The organism is Rhizobium leguminosarum bv. trifolii WSM2297, from assembly GCF_000271845.1.
In genome coordinates, this window is sequence record NZ_JH719395.1 from 1,821,298 (window position 1) to 1,841,186 (window position 19,889).

The 19,889-nt window shown below is 58.5% G+C and carries 20 protein-coding genes and 1 pseudogene; 9 read left to right on the forward strand and 12 right to left on the reverse strand.

Annotated features, from left to right (window positions below; all coding sequences use genetic code 11):
* Nucleotides 1-81 precede the first annotated feature (81 nt).
* On the forward strand, nucleotides 82-1,380 hold the full coding sequence (locus RLEG4DRAFT_RS24275; protein ID WP_003580743.1) for an epoxide hydrolase family protein: 1,299 nt from the start codon (nucleotides 82-84) through the stop codon (nucleotides 1,378-1,380).
* A 142-nt stretch (nucleotides 1,381-1,522) separates the two neighbouring features.
* Here the strand turns inward: RLEG4DRAFT_RS24275 and RLEG4DRAFT_RS24280 are convergent, their stop codons facing one another.
* Nucleotides 1,523-1,948 carry a GNAT family N-acetyltransferase gene (locus RLEG4DRAFT_RS24280; protein WP_003580745.1) on the reverse strand — a complete coding sequence of 142 codons (426 nt, stop codon included), beginning with the start codon at nucleotides 1,946-1,948 and terminating at the stop codon, nucleotides 1,523-1,525.
* Nucleotides 1,949-2,093: 145 nt separating this feature from the next.
* Between RLEG4DRAFT_RS24280 and RLEG4DRAFT_RS24285 the strand changes: the two genes are divergently transcribed.
* Nucleotides 2,094-2,288 carry a hypothetical protein gene (locus RLEG4DRAFT_RS24285; RefSeq protein ID WP_003580747.1) on the forward strand — a complete coding sequence of 65 codons (195 nt, stop codon included), beginning with the start codon at nucleotides 2,094-2,096 and terminating at the stop codon, nucleotides 2,286-2,288.
* A 108-nt stretch (nucleotides 2,289-2,396) separates the two neighbouring features.
* Here the strand turns inward: RLEG4DRAFT_RS24285 and RLEG4DRAFT_RS64465 are convergent.
* Nucleotides 2,397-2,478 (reverse strand): annotated as a pseudogene (locus RLEG4DRAFT_RS64465) (peptidase); the annotation flags it as partial.
* Nucleotides 2,479-2,484: 6 nt separating this feature from the next.
* Here RLEG4DRAFT_RS64465 and RLEG4DRAFT_RS24290 point away from each other — a divergent pair.
* Complete coding sequence (locus RLEG4DRAFT_RS24290) at nucleotides 2,485-2,688, forward strand: CopG family transcriptional regulator (RefSeq protein ID WP_432416827.1); 204 nt, start codon at nucleotides 2,485-2,487, stop codon at nucleotides 2,686-2,688.
* Between the two features lie 102 nt (nucleotides 2,689-2,790).
* Entirely contained in the window at nucleotides 2,791-3,405 is a 615-nt protein-coding gene (locus RLEG4DRAFT_RS24295) for a hypothetical protein (protein WP_003580750.1), read from the forward strand.
* Between the two features lie 57 nt (nucleotides 3,406-3,462).
* Here RLEG4DRAFT_RS24295 and ligD read toward each other — a convergent pair whose 3' ends face one another.
* On the reverse strand, nucleotides 3,463-4,515 hold the full coding sequence (gene ligD / locus RLEG4DRAFT_RS24300) for a non-homologous end-joining DNA ligase (protein WP_003580752.1): 1,053 nt from the start codon (nucleotides 4,513-4,515) through the stop codon (nucleotides 3,463-3,465).
* Between the two features lie 162 nt (nucleotides 4,516-4,677).
* Here ligD and RLEG4DRAFT_RS24305 point away from each other — a divergent pair, with 162 nt between their 5' ends.
* Entirely contained in the window at nucleotides 4,678-4,872 is a 195-nt protein-coding gene (locus tag RLEG4DRAFT_RS24305) for a hypothetical protein (RefSeq protein ID WP_003580754.1), read from the forward strand.
* Nucleotides 4,873-5,928: 1,056 nt separating this feature from the next.
* On the opposite strand, the gene RLEG4DRAFT_RS24315 is transcribed toward RLEG4DRAFT_RS24305, so the two are convergent.
* On the reverse strand, nucleotides 5,929-6,123 hold the full coding sequence (locus RLEG4DRAFT_RS24315; RefSeq protein WP_003580757.1) for a hypothetical protein: 195 nt from the start codon (nucleotides 6,121-6,123) through the stop codon (nucleotides 5,929-5,931).
* Between the two features lie 410 nt (nucleotides 6,124-6,533).
* Nucleotides 6,534-6,713 carry a hypothetical protein gene (locus RLEG4DRAFT_RS24320; RefSeq protein ID WP_003580759.1) on the reverse strand — a complete coding sequence of 60 codons (180 nt, stop codon included), beginning with the start codon at nucleotides 6,711-6,713 and terminating at the stop codon, nucleotides 6,534-6,536.
* Nucleotides 6,714-7,012: 299 nt separating this feature from the next.
* On the opposite strand from RLEG4DRAFT_RS24320, the gene RLEG4DRAFT_RS24325 reads away from it, so the two are divergent.
* Nucleotides 7,013-7,654 (forward strand): hypothetical protein, encoded by a 642-nt coding sequence (locus RLEG4DRAFT_RS24325; protein ID WP_003580761.1) that lies wholly within the window; start codon nucleotides 7,013-7,015, stop codon nucleotides 7,652-7,654.
* Between the two features lie 114 nt (nucleotides 7,655-7,768).
* Here RLEG4DRAFT_RS24325 and RLEG4DRAFT_RS24330 read toward each other — a convergent pair whose 3' ends face one another.
* From RLEG4DRAFT_RS24330 to RLEG4DRAFT_RS24355, 5 genes are all read right to left on the reverse strand, one after another.
* Nucleotides 7,769-8,548 carry an SMODS domain-containing nucleotidyltransferase gene (locus RLEG4DRAFT_RS24330; RefSeq protein ID WP_003580763.1) on the reverse strand — a complete coding sequence of 260 codons (780 nt, stop codon included), beginning with the start codon at nucleotides 8,546-8,548 and terminating at the stop codon, nucleotides 7,769-7,771.
* The gene (locus RLEG4DRAFT_RS24335) at nucleotides 8,545-9,057 is read right to left on the reverse strand and encodes an SLATT domain-containing protein (protein ID WP_003580765.1); all 513 of its coding nucleotides are present in this window, start codon (nucleotides 9,055-9,057) and stop codon (nucleotides 8,545-8,547) included. The genes RLEG4DRAFT_RS24330 and RLEG4DRAFT_RS24335 overlap by 4 nt, the downstream gene beginning before the upstream one ends.
* Before the next feature lie 902 nt (nucleotides 9,058-9,959).
* Nucleotides 9,960-13,223, reverse strand: a complete 3,264-nt coding sequence (locus tag RLEG4DRAFT_RS24345) for an error-prone DNA polymerase (RefSeq protein ID WP_003580768.1) — start codon at nucleotides 13,221-13,223, stop codon at nucleotides 9,960-9,962.
* Entirely contained in the window at nucleotides 13,220-14,731 is a 1,512-nt protein-coding gene (locus tag RLEG4DRAFT_RS24350) for a Y-family DNA polymerase (RefSeq protein WP_003580770.1), read from the reverse strand. Before RLEG4DRAFT_RS24350 ends, RLEG4DRAFT_RS24345 begins: the two co-directional genes overlap by 4 nt.
* Nucleotides 14,652-15,404: an ImuA family protein gene (locus RLEG4DRAFT_RS24355; protein WP_051040911.1), complete on the reverse strand. Its 753-nt coding sequence runs from the start codon at nucleotides 15,402-15,404 to the stop codon at nucleotides 14,652-14,654. Before RLEG4DRAFT_RS24355 ends, RLEG4DRAFT_RS24350 begins: the two co-directional genes overlap by 80 nt.
* 893 nt (nucleotides 15,405-16,297) lie before the next feature.
* On the opposite strand from RLEG4DRAFT_RS24355, the gene RLEG4DRAFT_RS24365 reads away from it, so the two are divergent.
* Both RLEG4DRAFT_RS24365 and RLEG4DRAFT_RS24370 read left to right on the forward strand, forming a co-directional pair.
* Entirely contained in the window at nucleotides 16,298-17,068 is a 771-nt protein-coding gene (locus RLEG4DRAFT_RS24365) for an SOS response-associated peptidase family protein (RefSeq protein WP_003580776.1), read from the forward strand.
* On the forward strand, nucleotides 17,065-17,763 hold the full coding sequence (locus tag RLEG4DRAFT_RS24370) for a hypothetical protein (RefSeq protein WP_003580778.1): 699 nt from the start codon (nucleotides 17,065-17,067) through the stop codon (nucleotides 17,761-17,763). Before RLEG4DRAFT_RS24365 ends, RLEG4DRAFT_RS24370 begins: the two co-directional genes overlap by 4 nt.
* Before the next feature lie 11 nt (nucleotides 17,764-17,774).
* Here the strand turns inward: RLEG4DRAFT_RS24370 and RLEG4DRAFT_RS24375 are convergent, their stop codons facing one another.
* A complete protein-coding gene (locus tag RLEG4DRAFT_RS24375; protein WP_003580779.1) occupies nucleotides 17,775-18,431 on the reverse strand; it encodes a GNAT family N-acetyltransferase in 657 nt (218 codons plus the stop codon).
* 859 nt (nucleotides 18,432-19,290) lie between these two features.
* On the reverse strand, nucleotides 19,291-19,458 hold the full coding sequence (locus RLEG4DRAFT_RS41140; RefSeq protein WP_210161335.1) for a hypothetical protein: 168 nt from the start codon (nucleotides 19,456-19,458) through the stop codon (nucleotides 19,291-19,293).
* Between the two features lie 136 nt (nucleotides 19,459-19,594).
* Here RLEG4DRAFT_RS41140 and RLEG4DRAFT_RS40365 point away from each other — a divergent pair, with 136 nt between their 5' ends.
* Entirely contained in the window at nucleotides 19,595-19,774 is a 180-nt protein-coding gene (locus tag RLEG4DRAFT_RS40365) for a hypothetical protein (RefSeq protein WP_003580782.1), read from the forward strand.
* Nucleotides 19,775-19,889: the final 115 nt, after the last annotated feature.

Below are 19,889 nucleotides of genomic sequence, written 5' to 3' on the forward strand. Positions count from 1 at the left end.
CCATAGTTCAATGGCTCGCACGTCCTCATTGGTGTGACCTTGGGTCTCGCGACACCGGGCAAACACATGCAGGAGGATGTCATGTCCCAGACACAACCAGCCATCACGCGCCGAACTCTGCTTGCACTCGCTGCCTCCGCAAGCGCCGTCGGCATTCTACCGAATGCAGCGACTGCTACGAGCGCAACTCCCGGAATAACGCCGTTTAAATACACGGCCACCGATGAGCAACTCGCAGATCTTCATCGCCGCGTCGTTGCCGCCCGGTTGCCCGACGAGGAAAATGTCGCGGACGACAGCCAGGGTGTCCGGCTCGGGACGATCAAGAAGCTCGCCAAGCACTGGAAGAGCCATGACTGGCGCAAGATCGAAACGCGTCTCAATTCGTTCCCGCAATTCATCACGGACATCGATGGTCTCGACATCCACTTTATTCATGTGAAGTCGAAGCACGAGAACGCGCTGCCCATCGTCATAACGCATGGCTGGCCAGGTTCGGTGATCGAGCAGTTGAAGATCATCAAGCCGCTCACTGATCCGACAGCCTTCAGCGGCACCGAGGCCGACGCCTTCCACGTCGTCATTCCTTCGCTGCCTGGCTACGGCTTCTCCGGCAAGCCCAGGGAAACCGGATGGAACCCGCCGCGGATTGCCAAGGCCTGGGCGGTCCTGATGGAACGTCTCGGCTACACGAAATACGTTGCCCAAGGCGGCGACTGGGGCAATGCGGTGACGGAACTGATGGCGGTGCAGGAGCCTCAGGGCCTCATCGGCATCCATACGAACATGGCCGCCACCGTGCCCGCCGATATCGCCAAGCTGCTGTCGTCAGGTGCTCCGGCTCCGGCAGATCTTTCCGCCGATGAGAAGGGCGCCTATGAGCAGCTCGACGATTTCTACAAGAACGGCCTCGGCTACGCGATCGAGATGAACAACCGGCCGCAGACGCTCTACGGCATCGTCGATTCACCTATCGGCCTCGCTTCCTGGATGCTCGACCACGATATCAGAAGCTACCGGATGATCGCGCGGTCGATCGACGGCGAGAAGGAAGGTTTGACGCCCGATGACGTACTCGACAATATCACCCTCTACTGGCTGACAAATACGGCGATTTCGTCCGCGCGGCTTTACTGGGACAATGCACATCACCCGAGCGGCGGCTTCTTTGATCCGCGCGGGATCAAGATCCCGGTCGCGGTCAGCGCCTTCCCGGACGAAATATACCAGGCGCCCCAGAGCTGGGCTGAAAAGGCCTATCCTAACCTGATTCACTACAATCGGCTGCCGAAGGGCGGCCACTTCGCGGCTTGGGAGCAGCCGGAGCTTTTCACCGCCGAGCTTCGCGCTTCATTCAAATCGCTTCGCGATCAAATCTGAGTAACACGGCGCGGGAATTCCGCGCCTACCTCCGGGCAAATTGTCATGTGGCGAAGTCTCCACTAGCGGACGCAGGCAAGTTCCGGGCTGGGTGGAAAAGTCTGCCCTTCGATTGGGTGCAGAAAGCGCGATCGGCGGCAGGTCAGAGTTTATAGGAGAACATCACAATCGGCTCGGCTGCGGCCCCCCGACCTTCGTAGAGGGCGCGAGCGGCAATGTTCTCTGTGTCTGTAACGATCCACACCTGGTGACATCCCAGCGTTTTGCCCCACGCAAAGACCTCGTCGACGAGGCGTCGCGCAACACCTCGTCGCTGGAAAGGGGGAGCCACGCCCAGATTGTCGATGTAAACATCCGACGCTTGATCGGGGTGGCTGTGAACGTAGGCTGCGACCTGGCCGATGACCTGCTTCCCGCAAACCGCAATGATCATCAGGTGCCCCGGCAATTCCAAATAGGTAGCAAGCCACTGAGGGTTAATTTCCTCGTCGAAGACCTCTTCCGCGATGTTCTCAAGCAGCCCAGCGGTATCTCGCGTGAGTCGACACGTTGTGATCACTTCCGGCATCGCTCGGTGAATCCAAATGGAGAAGACATCAAAATGCTAAGGCAACAACGCACCGACGGCAACCGGCCGTAGAGCGGGTGACTGGAACCTTACGGATACCATATAGTGCTGCACTATCCGCCGAAACTCGCAATGGAGCATCAGCATGGCAACTCTCGCGCAGATGACCGGTTCACTGCATATCCACAATTTCTATATCGGGAAGCTGAAAGCTAAGCAGGAACAGCTTTTCGAAAGCGACCCCGAATTGGCGATGCTTCTCGACAACGTGGCTGCCGTTCTGTCCGAGCACGCTGAAGTGTTGGCTGAGGAGATTACCGACATGGAATGCGATGATTGATAGCGTGGCAGTCAGACGCAATGAAACCGATAGTCCCACCAACCTGTTGGACCCTTGATCTGGAGACTCCGCCGGCCATCTGCATCGATCTCACCTCTTCGAGTCCAATCACGGCGCATTGACAAGCTTTGAGGACGAGCTGCTGGATATTGCCGCCGTCGCCCATCTCCACCTTGTCGAAGACGCCACCGACCGGATAGAGGAAGTTTCGACGCGCGATTTGCAGATCATGTTGCGTCGCGCTGCCCTGCTGGTGCGCAACGCCGCCTCAATCGCACTCGATGACGACACTGAAGGGAATGTCTCGAGCGAGCTGGTGCTGACGGGCGAGGACGCGATCAGGTATATCGTCCGGGTGTGGATGGCGAAGAACACCTATCTGCTCGACGGGAATGGTTGACGGGCGTTATGCTTGACAGACTCCGCCCACCCTCACTACGAAGTGCCCCGCCCCTTCGATTAATTTTTTTCAGGCATAGTTCGGGGCAAAGGCTGGACGTAAATGTTTAAAAGTTTCGCCGGGGTTGATCTTTTCTTTCGCCTTCAAAATCCGGTTTTCATCAAACGATACGAGATCCATATTAGCGGTCCACCGCTCGATATGGTTATTTTGTCTATCTCCGTCTTGTTTCTTTGGGTCACCAGAGCAAGCTTACTGGATCATGTCAGCCCGTACCTAAGATACATTTTGGTTATTCTGCCCAAATACCACTATGAGCTGCCATGGCTGGCGGAAAACCATCCGGAACAGGTCGCCCTTTACACGTGCCTTTCGTTTTCCCTGATCACATTCACCTTTGCGAAAACACTATTGTTGTCGCTTTATATCATCTCATCTAAATTAGGCCGAGAAGTTATAGTTGCTGATTCAAAGAGCTTCGTGAAAAAATCCTTGGTATACCTGCTCACATTCGTTACTTTTATTTTTGTTATTCCTATGCCGGTCTACGGTGCAGGCGCTTCGACAACAGTTCTCGGAAATGCGTATTTTCTCACCTTTTCCAATATAGTTTTTCTATGGATGCTGAGCGGTGGGATCTCGGCGAACGTGTTGCTGGCCAAGAGAATCAAAAGGCCGAATAGAAGGGATCAAGTGGAAGTCATTACCACTGACTGAGGCGGTGGCGGATGTTTGCCGACCGACGAGACGCCTTAGGCTGGCCGGTGTTGGGCCTTAGCGTATGTCGTCGAACTCATAAACCGCCAGTTGATCAGCGGCTTCGCGCAGCCCCTTGTACGACGCATGGCGCAGCTTCCCGTCATGGGTCCAGGCCCGGTATTCAATCTCGGCAACAAGATCTGGCCGGACGAAGACTGCATTCTGCTTCCTTCCGGTATCGACAGCGGACTTGCCGATGATCCGCTTGTCCATCTGCTTACGGAGCTCGTTCGCTGACCGTTCGTTAAAGCCGGTTCCCACTCCCCCGACATAGACGAGTTGATCTCCTTTGCGCGCCGCGAGCAGGAGCCGCCCGATGCTGCCGAAGGATGCTGTCGACTTCTCATAGCCGACGATCGCAAAGCCATCGCTCTGGATGCATTTGATCTTCAGCCAGTCGCCGAGGCGGCCGCTTCGATAGGTACTGTCGCGGTCTTTCGCGATGATGCCTTCAAGGTCGTGTTCGCAGGCTAGGCGTAGGAGAGCGTCGCCGTCGGCCTCAATCTCCTCGGATAGTCGGATATCGCCCTGCCCTCCGGCCGGCACCAGTTCCTCGAGCAGATGCCGGCGCATCTCGAGTTCGGAATTTCTGAGATCGTGTCCGTCGAAATAGAGCAGATCGAAAGCCATGAAGATGGCGTCACTCGACATCTTGCCGCCGCGACCGCCGAGCGATTGCTGCAGCAGGCCGAAATCCGACCGGCCCTGCTCGTCGAGAACCACGGCCTCGCCGTCGAGGATTGCGGTGCCAACGGGAAGCCAGGCGGCTGCCTGTTTGATTGCAGGGAAACGATGCGTCCAGTCATGGCCGCCGCGCGTGAGGATACGAACGCGGGACTGCTCGATGTGAACGGCAAGTCGATAGCCATCCCATTTGACCTCGAAGGTCCATTGCGGGCCTTTCGGCGGACGCGGCTTCAGCAGCGCCAGGCACGGATCGATGCGAGCAGGCATAGGATCGAGGAGGAGGTGCGGCTGGGCGGGATCTCGGCGGCGGCGCGCCTTGCTCCGGATTGGCGCATCAACGTCACCGAGCAGCGGCTGCGAAGGTTTGCGAGGCTTCGTCATGCCGCAACTTCATCAGCAATGCCTTAAATAGCAATTGACCAAGATTGATTATTACCCACGCCGCCACCACGCGCCGAGCTCACTCATGTGTTACCACTCTTGCGATTGAAGAGGCGTACTCCGCCCCCTATCATACATCGGCCGGGGGAAATGAGGTTAATCATGTTCCCGTTGGATGTATCACAAACCGCGCTGGACGACGCCGCGGTCGCCCTCTGCCAGAGGGTCTACAATCACGTCATTTCGGTAAAGCAACTCAACACCGACCGGGACCGCGAGGAACTGGCCAGCCGTATTATCCAATCGTTCCAGCACGGGGTGAAGGACAAGGACACCTTGGTGCGGTTGCTAATCTGACCGCGTTGCGGTGCCCGGAACTTTCCTCGCTTCAGCGCGTTCAACGCGCGAGGACGGCTAGGCCCACTCGCAGCCTCTCGTCCCCGTTTCCATGCACGCTAACTCGCCCCGCAATCTCGCGGGGCCTTTTTGTGAGCGAATGCGTACCGGAACCATCGTCACTCATCGACTGTTATGTAATACCGATCGCGCAGAGGCCGGGCCCCTGCCACCCCCCTGCACTCTGCGCCATCCTCAACCAGACTGCTGCGGAGGTTCTGTTTTTTTGCAGATGCTGGACGAAGACGAATTCACCGTCCTTTTCACAAGACGGATTTGGGAGCTCTCGGCTGAGAAAGGCTTGCCGTTCGGCAGAGAACCGACGGAATATGCGCGCAGTGTAGCACGGGCTTACTGGATGTCTCGACATAAAGAAGGCTCGAGCCCGGAAGAGTGTGCCGACGACGACGCCTCCTTTTGGCCTGAAGCCCATCACCGTCCATCATAGGGCGCCGATCAGCGCTTCTCCGACGATTTCCGAATGGCACCTAATCTGTCCGGAAGCGTACAGGAACCAGCCGGGTCGTCTCTGTCAAGAGCTGAGGCGACCGCCGAAATACGAAAAAGGCGCGTGACCTAACCCCGCCAATCAGTAAAGCGTCATCCAGTGCCTATCAGACTCTGTTGCTGGCCTTGTATCCGATTTCGAGTGCGGTGGGATTCGAGATTTTCCCAGTGCCGCGGATCGATTAATGGAGGGCTACGGGCGCAGGCGCGATCAGGGGGAACCGCGCGATTAATATACTGGTGAGTTCCTCCTGGGTACGATGGCCGCGATTGAAAAGGTCGATTGCCGCGCTGCAGATTATTTCCGATGTCTTGTCGTCCGGTTTGGCCTTGTAGTGCCTAAACCAAGATTGAACGGATAGCGAGAGCACGGCCCATTCGGTTTCTTGGACGCTCGTGACCATCATTCCTCATCTCCCCACAAGTTGAAACGCGGCCAGCTTTGCAGGGTTTCATAAGTGAGCCTGCAATCCCAGTTGTGCCGTGACGTTGAAGAATATCTCCTGCCATTCAGTGCGAGGTGACCGCACGACCGCTGGAGGCGAGATGCTCTGTAATGGCGCGCCGGATTTCGGTCACCGTGTCGAAGAGCCTGTTGTCCAGGTCGATGACATTGAAGCGGACAGCGATGAATTTGAGGCGGTTTTCGACAGGAACCGCGATCCCGACTTCCTGACCATTGAATACGACAGCTTGCTTTTGCATAACAAACCTCGGGCACGCCACACGGGAGCACCATCTTAGAAAAGTGGAACAAAGGGTTTACGACGCGTCAGATTGCCGTCGTAGGTCGGTATCGGATCGAGCCGAGATCACACGCTTGCTGCAACAATGCGAAGAAACGAAGTCGGACAAACAAGATCATCATCCTCCCTCAAGCGAGGCCAAACAACCGCTGAGTATCGCCGGCGAGGCCGGTATTTCGGAAATCCCCTGTAAAAAACGTAGTCGAGAAACTTCGAGTAAGCAACTGATTTTTGTTATTATTTAGCGTTTTGAATCGTATGATAATTACCGCAGGTGCGAAGTAACAAATGATGTACGTTCGTCCGACCCCATCGTCGAAGGCCCTTCGAAGCTTACCCGGAGATATCGCAGACTTGTTGTAGGTGTTCTCATCGGACGTCGGCGGGCTGGTCGTCGGCGGGATCCGGATCACGATCATACGCTGCTCGCCGTTCGTCGACTTCCTTCTGAATAGCGCCGTAGACCTCAATCTGCTTCGCGCCATTCGCGACAAGGGCATCCACGAATTCTTCAAGCTTGAGCCTCAGGTCATCACGCCAGCCGCTCATGACTGCTCCTCCGACTGCTGGAGGACGCCTCGGCAAAGCAGTCCCCCAAGGCGGGCAAAGGGAGGTGGCGGCACGACTGATTGGACCGACGGGCTCGTCCGGCTCGGGCTCGGGAAGCGGTGGCGCCTCGCCGGGAATGCGGTCGGGATCGTGTGGTGGCTTATCGACAGGCGGGGGCGATGGCGGCGGCACGATGGGTTCGTTCGGAACGGACATTGGGGTTCCTCCTCGCTCGCAAACGTGGGAAATGAGCGTGAGTTCCGTTGACGCTCGACCCTTCAGATACCATCTGCTGCAGCATGCCCAAGACAGCGACCACAAAGAAAGAAAGCGATGATCCCGAACTGATCAGAGAGTGGTCGCTTCCGGTGGCTGCGACGCTGGGATCCGCTGTCCGGGTCAAGGGAATCCTGCAGGAGATACGCTCCCGGCTGCCGGCCGCGGTCAGGAAGTCGCTGGACATGCAGTCGAGCGCACTCACCCTCGTAATGCCTGAGACTTCCAAGACAGCGTTCCGCGCGACCTCGTCCGTCATCTCCGCGGCACTGGAAGACATCGCAGACCTTCCGATCATTCCTCGCGAGATCGAGGAAATCCTGACGATCACAGCTTCAGAAAGGAAGCGTTGGCTGCAGGACGGACGTCTTCCGAGCGCGGGAACGAGAACGGTCCGGTTGCAAGGCCGAGCGAGACGGATCACCTTCCACGTATTCGACCCCCGGATCGTGGAAGACCTGCTGGACCGCGGCGCCGTGGACGAATGGCGTGAGGAGGACGCGGCAGCGAAGGCTGAAAACCGGAGGCGCGCAGCGTATCAGGCGAAGCTGACGCGCTCGCTGAAGAAGCAAAAGACAGCTAAACAAGTTGAACAGAGCGCTGGCGAGGCTGTGAATGGGTTAAGCGGATGGGACGATTTCGAGAGCGACGGCCTGTTGCGATAGGCCGTCGGCGCATGTTGACTGAGATTACCGATTAAAATCAGCGTATCCGCCGCCTTTGGATTGCGGTTCGAATCCTGAACTGGATCCTTGGAATAGGCCTGACCGAGGCCGAAATCACCCCGGGATGAGCTTCTTGGCGTCAGCCTCAGCAAGGTAAGGATATCCCTGTGACTCGTTCTCGCGGATCTCGGCTACGAGCTTCTTGGCGCGCGTGATGCGCTCGTTGCGCCAGGCCGCTGACTCGGTCGCCTGCAAATTGTCGAACACCGTGAAAAGGTAGTCCCGCTGATTACTCGCCAGCCAGAAGCTACGATCGCAGATCCACTTCTCGAACAGATAGGTATTGAAGACGTAGCCGTTCGCCGCATTCCAGATCTTTGCCAGACGGATCGTTGGCTTGATCAGATAGCCGTTGGCCTTGTTCTTTTCCTCCAATGTTGCGTTGAAGTCGTTTGGGCTCGTCGACTGCCAGTCGTTCGGACCGTTCGGGATCTGATAGGTGCTTCCGTAATAGTGTTGCGCGGGGACAAGCTCGAACTTGATATGGTTCAGCTCAAGCACGATGGTCGGGCTAGACTGATAGACTTCCGAGGTACTGTACTTACCTTCGACAAATTTCTTGAGACGGTCCAGATAGCTCTGCGGCTTCCGACCGCCGTTTTCGAAAACGACCATGTAGTCGACGTCCGAATGCTGATCATCGCGGCGCGGCAGGATCGTGCCGCGTGTCTGGGAGCCGAACCGGAAGTGGGACTGTAGCTTGTCGCCATCGACCTGGAACCAGCTATCCAGGCGGGTTCCGAGCGCCGCAATTGAGGTGTTGATTGACTTTCGCTCGTCCTCAGAAAGGACTGCGGAAGATGCCCGGCTCGCCAGATAGGAGTTCACGCTCATCGGGCAGCCTTGTCCACGGCGTGCGTCGACTGCCCGTCGTCGAAACCCTTCTTCGCTTTCCTGAAGTCTCGGTTTGCGAATAGCGGACTTGCCTGGTTCAGCTCGTTACGGCGCTTGGTCAAGCCTTCGAGGCCTTCGAGCGCCGCGGATTCCTCGACGTTCCACAGTAAAGTGATCTCACGGAAGACGCGGGAGTCGTTCTTGAGAGTGAGGTACTGGTCGCCGCTGCTCTTGTGCAGTGTCGCTTTCTCCGCGGGCTTAAGAAAGGTGACGAGCGCCGTAAGGACGGTGACGGCCGCGGAACCCACGCTTGCCCAGATGACATGGTCCTTCACGAGTGCCGTCCCGACGAGTGCGCTGATCACCACAGACGGTATCCCGAACCAGTAATTGAACTGGTTCCAGCGGTCGCTGGCGTTGAAATGGGCTTTGCCGGAATGCGCGCAGTCCTCCTCCAGACGCAGGAGTTCACTCGCGATCTTCGTTTTGAGCTGCTCATCAAGGTTCATATCGGATTGATACTTGAACGAAGCCGATTCTCGCAATCAAAACGCGTATTCTTGCGTCGATATCCACACTTAGGCTGGGTCTGCCGACACTATCTTCATCGTAAAGGTCTTCGGCCCATTGCAGAAATCGGAGCGGCGGAGAGGTTTCTATGAAATAGATAGTACTGATTGCTTTCGGACTAGCTGCAACGAACGCCGTTGCCGCCGATTATCCAACGGTTGGCCTAGGGTTTGCGCATGAGGGAACTCGCGGCCGCTTCGCGCCACTAGCGGCCATCCTGGACATGCTTCGCAAGGAGCTCTTGGGACTTCATTGATCTCCGGTCAGGTGACTGTTACGATTATTGCGGTTGCCTACCGAACCTGCTGCCGGGTTGAAGGGCGTATTATTTGGACTGCGACGACCCCTTTTTGTGGTCGATGTGTAATCGGCAGACGTCGACGCAGATAAGGGATCGCGATGTTCTGCGAGATTATAAAATTCTCCCAACCCAACGTAGCTATGCTCAAGAAGTCGATCCTTGGACGGTATTCGACTGTCAGGTCGTCACACGTCGACGAAGCACTTGCCTCTTCGTTTGGCTTTAGGACCTACGCGTCGATGTTGACGACGCTCCGTCAGATGACCGGCTCGACGCGTTTGATGGTGCAGATGGACACAGCTTTGCTCCAACTACGCCTCGAGCAGTTGGGGTACGCTGGCCTCGACGTACCCACGCTGCGACGCGCTGTTATAGAAACAGTATACCCGGACCCATGGTTGGGAGACGAGTTAGAGCAAACGCTGGTCCGACGACGTTTGCCTGAAGCGGCCAATTCAGGCGCCTAGAGATCGCTCGCCGCTGGCTTCTGGCCGTAGTTTCGGCTGTCAGTTTTGGGCTGAAAGGCGTCATCGGCGGCCTTCAGTGGAAGTTCCTTGCGTTCACTTTCAGTGTATCGATGTGCGAATCCCCCACGAAGATGTCGCGCGGCTGCGGTACTGCCTTCGGCCTATCCCTTGAGTCTGGATTTCCAGGCGATCCATGGGCGAACTCGTCCCCTCGCCCCGTCGGGATCGTCACATCGATCTCGCGGTCGGCCAGCCCTGACAGGTCTCCGGATAGATCGAAGAGTTGTTGGGCAACCAGGTGCACGACATCCCCTTCCCGCTGGATCTTGCCGTTGATGGCCATCAGCGATGATCCCAGCACAACGCGGCGGCGCTTTTCGAAGAGCGATGGCCAGACAACCACGTTCGCTGGCCCCGTCTCGTCCTCGATAGTGATAAACATGACACCTTTGGCCGACCCCGGCATCTGCCTCACCAGGACGAGTCCCGCCGCCATCAGCCAGCGGCCGTCACGCGCGTTCATGGCCTCCGAGCAGGTGACGATATTGCGTTTCTGCAGATCCCGCCGGAGGAATGCGATCGGGTGTTCCCGGAGCGTCAGCCCGACGTGGCCGTAATCCTCGACGACGTTGTGGCCTTCGGTCATCTGCCGAAGCTCGACTTCCGGCTCCTGCTGCTCGGCGATGACCTTGGACTCCCGCTCGGCCGCAGCAACAAACAGCGGCAACGGTTCGTCACGAAGCGCCTTGATGGCCCAGATCGCGTCCCGGCGCTGGAGCTTCAGCGACGGCAGGAAAGCGTCCGCCTCCGCAAGCTGGTTGAGCGCCTCCGTCGGAACGTTCGAGCGCCGCCAGACATCGTCGACAGTTTCGAAATCGTTGATCATGCGCGCGGCCACGATCCGGGCAACCTCCGCGACCGCCAAACCCCTGACCATGCGCATGCCGAGCCGGACCGCGTGGCGGTCGGTACCGCCAATCCGTTCAAGCGTGCAGTCCCAGCGGGATCGGTTGATGCAGACTGGCCGGATCAGGACGCCGTGGGCCTTGGCGTCGCCAACGATCTGGGCGGGTGCGTAGAAGCCCATCGGCTGGCTGTTCAACAACGCGGCGCAGAAGACGTCGGGATAATGACACTTCACGAAGCTCGACGCATAGGCAATGAGCGCGAAGGACGCCGCGTGGCTTTCCGGGAAGCCGTAGGATCCAAAACCTTCGAGCTGCTTGAACGTGCGTTCGGCGAACTCCCTCGTGTAACCGTTGTTTACCATCCCCTCGACGAGCTTTGTTTGAAACCGACTGACCCCGCCCGTGAATTTGAAGGTCGCCATAGACTTGCGAAGCTGATCGGCCTCGCCGCCCGTAAACCCGGCGCAGACCATGGCGACCTTCATCGCGCTCTCTTGGAACAGCGGCACGCCGAGCGTCTTGCTCAGCACTGCCTCCAGTTCGGGCGTCGGATATTCAGGCTTCTCCTTGCCCTCGCGCCGCCGAAGATAGGGATGGACCATGTCGCCTTGGATTGGGCCTGGGCGAACGATCGCCACCTGGATCACGAGGTCATAGAAGGTCTCGGGCTTCAGACGCGGCAGCATCGACATCTGCGCCCGGCTCTCGATCTGGAAGGTCCCGAGCGTGTCGGCCTTGCGGATCATCGCATAGGTCGCCGCGTCCTCCTGCGGAATCGTCGCGAGATCGAGATCGTCGTCTTTGTGCTCGCGGATCAGGTCGAAGGCCTTCTGCATGCAGGTCAGCATGCCGAGCGCGAGGACGTCCACCTTCATGAATTTCAGGGCTTCTACGTCGTCTTTGTCCCACTCGATGATCTGGCGGTCGACCATACTTGCTGGCTCGATGGGAACGAGGTCATCGAGGCGATCATGGGTCAAGACGAAGCCGCCGGGATGCTGGCCAAGATGGCGAGGCGCGCCCATGAGCTGCTGCGCGAGCTTGAGTGTCAGGACGAGACGACGATCGTTCGGGTTCAGGTTCAGCTCACGCACATTCCGGTCGCTGACCTCCTCTGACCACGACCACATACCGGACGACAGAGCTTTGATGACATCCTCAGGCAGACCGAGCGCCTTGCCAACATCTCGGATAGCTCCCTTGGCCCGGTAACGTGTGACGGTCGCGCAGAGGGCGGCCTTGTCCTTGCCGTAGGTCTTGTAAATCCACTGGATGACCTGCTCTCGGCGTTCGTGCTCGAAATCGACGTCGATATCCGGCGGCTCGTCGCGCTCCTTGCTCACGAAGCGTTCGAACAGGAGATCATTGGTTTCGGGATCGATGCTTGTGATGCCGAGGATGTAGCAGATCGCCGAGTTCGCGGCCGATCCACGGCCCTGACAGAGGATGCCCTGCGAGCGCGCGAATTTCACGATCGAGTAGACAGTCAGGAAGTAAGGCGCGTACTTCATCTCTTTGATCAAATCGAGCTCGTGCTTCACCGCGCGGAGAACCTTTTGCGGCAGGCCTTCGGGGTATCTGTTCGGAATGCATTCGCGGACATAGTGCTCGAGCGACTGCTGGGCGTCCATGCCGGGCACGATGGCTTCCTCGGGATACTGGTAGGTCAGCTCTTCAAGGGAGAATCTGCAGCGTTCGACGATTTCGACAGTTCTTGCGAGAGCTTCAGGGTAGCTTGGGAATAGCCGCTGCATCTCCTCTGGAGGTTTGAGATATCGGTCGGCGTGGCGCTCGCGCTCGAAACCCACTTCGTCGATCGTCGTGTTGTTGCGGATGCATGTGACGACGTCTTGGAGCTGACGGCGGCCGGGTTCATGGAAAAGCACGTCGTTCGTAACAACCGTCCGCACCCGGTGCTTCGAGGCGAGATTGGAGATCTCGAACAGCCGCATCTGATCGTTCGGCCGACGGCGCAGCGACAGGGACACGTAGGCGCGATTTCCGAAGATTTCGGCCATCTTGCGCAACCGGACAGCGCAGGTCTCGTCCGGGAGATCCGGCACCAGTATCCCGAGGAGGCCTTCAGCATAAAGCGCAACGTCATCGAGATGCAGGATGCAGTTATTCTTCCCGCCCCTGCTCTTCCCAAGCGTAATGAGGCGCGTCAGCCGGGAATAAGCCGCGCGGTCGGTCGGATAGACAAGGATCGACATTCCGTCCTGCAGATCGAGCCGACAGCCGACGACGAGTCTGATGCCCGTGGCCCGAGACGCTTCGAGTGCACGGACGATCCCGGCCAGCGAATTCCGGTCGACGATCCCAAGAGCCTCGATCCCCAGTTCCTTGGCCATCGTGAACAATTCGTCCGCCGACGACGCGCCGCGCAGGAAGCTGAAATGTGTCGTGACCTGGAGCTCGGCGTACTTCATGCGAAGATCCCGTGCATGAACCACTGGCGGTCGCCCGTTTCCGGATCGACGCCATCGCCCGAGCGGAAGACCCAGTACCGCTTGCCAGCGTCGTTTTCGATGACGTAGTAGTCGCGAACAGCCTCAAGCTCGCTGTCGCGCTTCCACCACTCTCCGAAGACGCGTTCCGGGCCGTCGGCCCTCTTCACGTTATGCCTCTTGCCACGCCAGGTGATACTCCTCGGCGGGTGGTCGGGCGTAAGGGCGATGGCCGTGATCCGGTCGGGACGATCAAGCAGGCGAACCGGACGACGCCAGTGGAGCGCCCAGCTCTCTTCGACTGCGTCCGCTGCAGGGGCGATGCGTTGCGTGCTTCGCTCAGGCACATCGGAAGCGACAGGCGCGACGCGATAGACCCGCTGTCCCCGGTTTCCAAGGATGTCGATCAGCGGCGTGATGTCCGTCGTCTGTTCCTCCACGAGGCTGGACGACTTCTGCTCCTCTTCGAGCGCCTCCGACATCACGGCGACGAGCGTGAGCTTCTCGATGCCGAACCCAGGCTCGATCTTCTCCGTCCGGTCCCTGAAGAGCTTGGTCAGCCAGGCGACATCGCGGGCGGGTTTGGCGGTGCCTGCTCGGATGGCCTGACGGGTTCCATCGACCTTTTCGATGATGAGATCGGAGCGGCGGACGCCGAGACCCTTCCTCTGCAGTTCGTCGACAAGCTGGACGACGAGACGGCCGACGTACTTGTTGATTGTCTCCGCTGCCCCGATAGGCTCCGCAAATGCTCGCGAGACTTCGATCAGCTCCGGCGTGCGTATGGGATCGATCGGCTCGGACACGCGGCCGAACATCTGGTCGAGACGGCGACCGATTTCGGGACCAAACCGCAGGGCGAGTGGCGCCCGGGCGGTGTTCGCCAATTCACCAATGCTCTGGAAGCCAAGCGTTCTGAGATCGCCAGTGATCTTTTCCGGCAATCGCAGCAGCGAGAGTGGAAGCTTCTCGACCGCCCGGACGGTCTCTCCTCGTGGAATGATGACAGTCTCGCGGTTGATCGCCCGAGCGCATGCGTGGGCCGCGCCCCAGGTGTCCGCGATGGCAACGCGTGCCCTGAGGCCCTTCGCATTGAACTGGTTGGCGACGCGGGTGAGCATCGGCTCCTCACCGCCTTGGAGGTGATCGGCTCCTTCCGTGTCCATGACGATGCCATCGATCCCGTCGACGGCCACTATCGGGGAATAGACCGTCAGCGCCCAGAAAGCGATGCGTTCGAGTGCGATGGCGTCAGCAACAAGATCGGCATCGACCATCATGAGATCGCGGAAGATCGCCTGAGCCTTGGCCGCGGGCATCCCTGCCCTTACCCCGGCCTTGCGCGCCGCATCGTCGGCGGCCGACACCCACCGCTTCGAGCCGGACTTCGCGATGACCGCGATACCTTGCTCAGGCGGAATAGAGGGATCGGTCCGGCGTATTCGATCTGTTGGCAGATCCGGTAGATAGATGGATACGACCCTTGTCATCGCAGGCTCCAATTTCAAACTCAGCACACTCGCCCGCACGCGATCTCATCAATTCCAGTAGCCACCTCGCCCGACCCACTCCCGCAACGGGAAGGTCTTCGGATGGCAGCACGCTCACCCTCCATCTTGTCATTGCCGCCGTCGGCTGGCCGAAGTCGGAGGCTTCCGTCTGCCTTCTCCATCGCCGCACTACGATTGCCATCGTCCCTGTCTTCTCTGCAGCGAGCTGGAGGCGCCGAGACGCCGTCATCGGCAGACGCACGAGTTCCCCGACCACCGCGCCGAGACCGCCGTAGGACAGACATTGCTCCATGGATGCCAGGACATCCTCTTCCTTGTCACCTTCGACAAAGACGACCCGCTTCGGATGAAGCCCGGCCTGTGCCAAGGCAGGCATGAAGAGGTCTGGCCGAGTGAGGCACCAGGCGACGTCGCCCTTTGTCCGGGCAACGATCCCGGCGGCGAACAGCGCCGCGGCGGCTCCGTCCACTGTACCGGAACCACCGCCTGCGAATTCGTGAAGCGCTCCATGAGCGAGACCGTTGCCAGGAAGCACCGCATCGATCTCGGGCACGCCGAAAGGCAGACAGCCGACATGCTTCGCCTTATCGCCCTGAAGGGCGGAAATGCGCTCGCGCAGATCGGCAAGAACATGCTCGCGGGCAGCCAACATCGATCACGAATCCTCTCGAAATCGCTGTGAACAGGTACGACTTCATGTCGTTCAAACGGTGATGTTCCTCTTCTGTTCCTTCCGTGGACCGGAGTCAATACGACCCAGAATAGGAATAATGTCCCACAATTTTTGTTTTACGAAAGATTATCTCGCCGAATCAGACACGTAGCCGAATCGTGTAAGTCACCGGCTTTATTGAAAAAATTTTGTTGGCAGCGAAAGGATTGCCTTCGCTGCCAACTCCGACTAAAGACGCGGCCGTTTGATGGAGCGAGCGTTGCCCGGGAAGCCCAAGAAACCGCTGAACCTTTCATCGCCCCTGCGCCATGTGCGCGATCCCATCATCGAGGTCGAGTGCCGGGCATGCAATCGGTCTGGCACCTACATCCGCGCTGAGTTGATCAAGAAACACGGAGCCAGCGTGACATTCGCACGCCTCCGGCGAATGTCAGCGCTCGGCTGCGACCGCCTCGTTGCTGCGGACGGCGATCATTGCGGCACCCGGTTTCCCTGCTTGCATCCAACAGGCTCAAGCGTCGAAGGTGCGAGCTAGGCGTCTCGAAACCGAACTACGAAATCCAAGGCCACTATATCCGAGCCGATACATTCCGCACAGATTCCGAATCCATCCTCTTCGAATTCTTCACGGCTTTTTCTCTGACGACAACAATCGCAGACGGCTGTTCCGCGACAGAACCTCGTCGGGGCCAGTATCTCGACCAATGGAGCTTCACCCGCGCAATGGGCAGGTTGTGGCATCGTAACCTCCCTGAGAATCCTGTGGAATATGAGATAGGTGCCGCCCTCGGCGCTTTCCAGACCTCCGGTGTTGGCAGGTTTGGACCGGTCGGCTACGTTGCCCCATCCCAACTGACGGCGAGGTGGCTGGCTTGTGCAATCTTTACCGCATGGACGACATCGACTGGGTTCGGAAATGGGCGATTGATGCCGAGAGCATGATCAATCTCATGCCCGCGTACCAGATGAACCCCGACCAGATGGGGCCGATCGTCCGCAACGCCGCTGACGGCCGCAAGCAGCTCGTCCATGCCCGCTGGGGACTGCCATCTCCGATGCGCGTCCAGGAAGAAGCTGCTGCAGGCCGGGCCGCGAAGCTTGCCGCGAAGGGCAAGCCTTTCGATATGGACGAACTCGTGCGAATGGAGCCTGATCGCGGCGTAACGAACGTCCGGAAGCTCAATCTCAAGCACTGGAGGCAATGGTTCGGCATCGAGCACAGATGCATCGTGCCCGTGACAACGTTCGCTGAACCCGATCCAGAAAGTCAGGAGCCGGGTGGCAAAGTCCCGAATGCCTGGTTCGGCCGGGGCGAAGGGAAAGAACTCATGTTCTTCGCGGGGATCCACGTTCCTCAATGGACCAGCGTTCGGAAAGTTAAGGACGGGCTGACGACCGACGACTTATACGGCTTCCTGACGACCGACCCGAACGAAGTCGTGAAGCCGGTCCACTTCAAAGCGATGCCCGTCCTGCTGCTGTCCAAGGAAGAGACGGACGTCTGGATGAATGCGCCATGGGAGGAAGCCCAGCATCTCGCGCGCCCCGCGCCGGATGATGTGATCATGATCACGTCGCGCGAGCCTTACGGATCCAGCATCATCTCCAAGGAAGGTGAATCCCTTCAGGCGAGCTTGCTGTGACAGCACAGATGCTATGGGTCGAGACGACAACCGACGAAGAGGCCCGAGCACTCGACCGCCAGATATGGGATTTCTCAACGCGGGAAGAACCTGACGGTACCATCATATCGCAGGCTCCTGGCCCGGCGCCGGAGAACGGGGAGTTCTGGTCCGACGCCCTCGATCGCATCAAGGACGACCCCGATCAGCGCTATGCCATGGCAAGGCGCCATCTGCCCCTGCCCGCAGCTTGGCGCGAGATGGCCGTAGCCCTGCGCATGAAGATCCGGAAGGCGCGCAAGGAGAAGACAGGATACGAGGATCTGCTCCGGGAACTGCACCATCTCGCGGCGATGTCGAGCTACGCCGGATACGGCATCATCCAGCGCGTTCCCTATGTCCGCCTCGCTGGTCTCGATCTCACGTATGATCGTGTGGGTTTCAACCAGCTCCTTCTCCTCGGAGCTACCGATGGAAAATGGATGCGCGAACTCTGGGGTGAGCCTTCCACGCACAGCACCGCCGCCGAACTCTACGAAGACATGCTCAAGGGCGATCTCGAGCGGCTCAACGCCGAGAAGAAGCAGGAGGATTCCGAGCAGATGGATCGTCTGTTTGCCAACTGGAACGACGAGGACAAGAGTGAGGAGCCTCAGCGGCAACTCCCTAACGAGCCTAGGCGCCGGAGCCTTTTGGGGTGGCTGTTCGGCCGATGAAGTGACCGCACTCAGTCGATTTCGTCGACTGCGGGCGTCTCCCTGATGTCCAGATCGAAGAAGCTCTCGTCCTTCTTATTGATCACGGAATCCTGCCACGCGGCGACGAGCCATCCCTCGTGCTTTTTGGAAATTTCCCGGAAGCACAGTTGTTTTTCGGACTGATAGTAGGCGGCAAGCTTTTGATTGGAACCCCTGTCGAACTCGTCGGGGTGCGCCTTCACCATGACGAGAAGCCCTGGGCGACTGATGACGTGCTGCGCTTCCCGGAAGAGTCGGAGAGCGATGCCATGCCCTCGCAATGAAGGGTTCACCCATAGCCGTTCCAGATAAGCGACCGCATCGAGTTCGTCTAGGTCGGCTTCCTTCTTCAGCGCCTTCGCGAGGAAAGGCTTGTCATCGACGAGTATCCGACAGGCAATCGCGGCGTGATGACTACGCTCGTCGAAGACGTCGAAATAGCCTTCGTCCTCGTTGTCCTCCGGCAGATATCCTGGCTGGAAAATAAAGCCCTTAAGATGGGCAAGGGATGGTCCCGGCACATCCTCATCGGCTGAGTATCGTCTCAGGACAACGGAAAAGTCGAGGACGCTTGGCGCCTCAGGATGTTTGCTGAAGATCGTTTCGACTTTCAGGAAGCTCTCGTCGTCGGGGATTTCTTCATCCATCTGCGTTGACGCTCCTGGAGCCACATCGCGCTCCACTAAAATAAGAAACTCCGGGAGGACGGATTTTCCACCGCTGTCCCGGAGTCCATGGGCGCTCTCACGGCCGTCCGGCTTACGCCGACCCGGTGATCGTGATTTCCTGATTTCTGGTATCGCGCGACGCCCTTAAGATCAAGAGATTGCCACATCCGGACCATGGTTTAAGCCGCATCCATGCGCTTGACGACGTCCCGACCACACCATGCGTGATCATGTGTGCGGCTTTTCACCGGGGCTGGGATGGGATTTCGCGGGTCGTCTCGATCGATGTCAGAGACATATTCCGATCGTATTCCTCGCCGTGATAGTTCGGATCAATCGGCAGCTCGTCCGGCCGGAGTGGAGGACCGCAGCCCAATCGAACCGACGCTCCGTGGCCTCAGGAGGGCGGTGCTCACGGTGAACCCTATCCCGCCCTTGGGCCAATGAGACGCATCAATGGTCTCCCAATCGGACCTAGCCAACGGCGTGTCCTCTACCCGGCAACCACCGCGACAAGCTTCTTACTGACCAGGCATTTATCCAGCAAACTCGCGGACCCGTTAAGAACGAGGATCGTCGCAGCGACATCCGGCACCCGGAGCACAACTTCATAGACAGCTAGTTCGGCATCGCGATTGGGATCATCCCTCAGGAGATCTTCGTGATGTTCTAAAGCTTCGGCCTGACACTGTTCCAGGGCTCCATGTGTCATAAGCTGGTCGAGAGCTCGTCGATATCCAAGCGCGGCTAACGAATCCTTACGGTCGCGAAGAACCAAAGCTGGGTTTCAAGCCAGTCCGGGATCCAGAGAAGGCCATCGCGCCAAGCGCCAGCGGCTTTAAGCTGCCTTCGCCATCCCACTCCGCACAAGCTTCACGGTAAGATGGGTCACAACATCGGCTGCCAAAGCGAGAAGTCGCTCACGTTCTTCCGTCATCATTGAAACCATACGCTCGAGCTCTTCATCAAGGATCTGCGACACCTCGACTTCCAGTCGTTCGGACATTGACTCGTGCGCACCAGAGCGTCAGCAATTACCATAGCGGACGCCGCAGGGCCGAAAGGCTTCTCCTGAGGACCGACCAAATAGATGTCTTAATTGACGATCTCGCCGCGCGACGTAGGCATTGGACAAAAAAGTAATGCTGACGCCCTCGTCCATTATTCTCATCAACTGCTGTCGAGAAACCGACCAGAGCGTTCGCCTCGGCGACACCCTGGTAAAGGCCCTGAGTCCAAGCGAGCATGTGCGCTTCGGACTCGAAGTCGGCTCTATCGGCCCGAACTTCGACATATGCGCCGTCGAGGAGGAAATGGCCTAAAGCTAGTTGCTCCTCGGCGGGTCCGAAATCGCGTTGCAACGGCCTCATCTCGGCGCTTCCCGCTGCAAGCCCTTCTGCTCGTCCAGCTTCGTAGCAATCCTCTACAGAGAAAAGC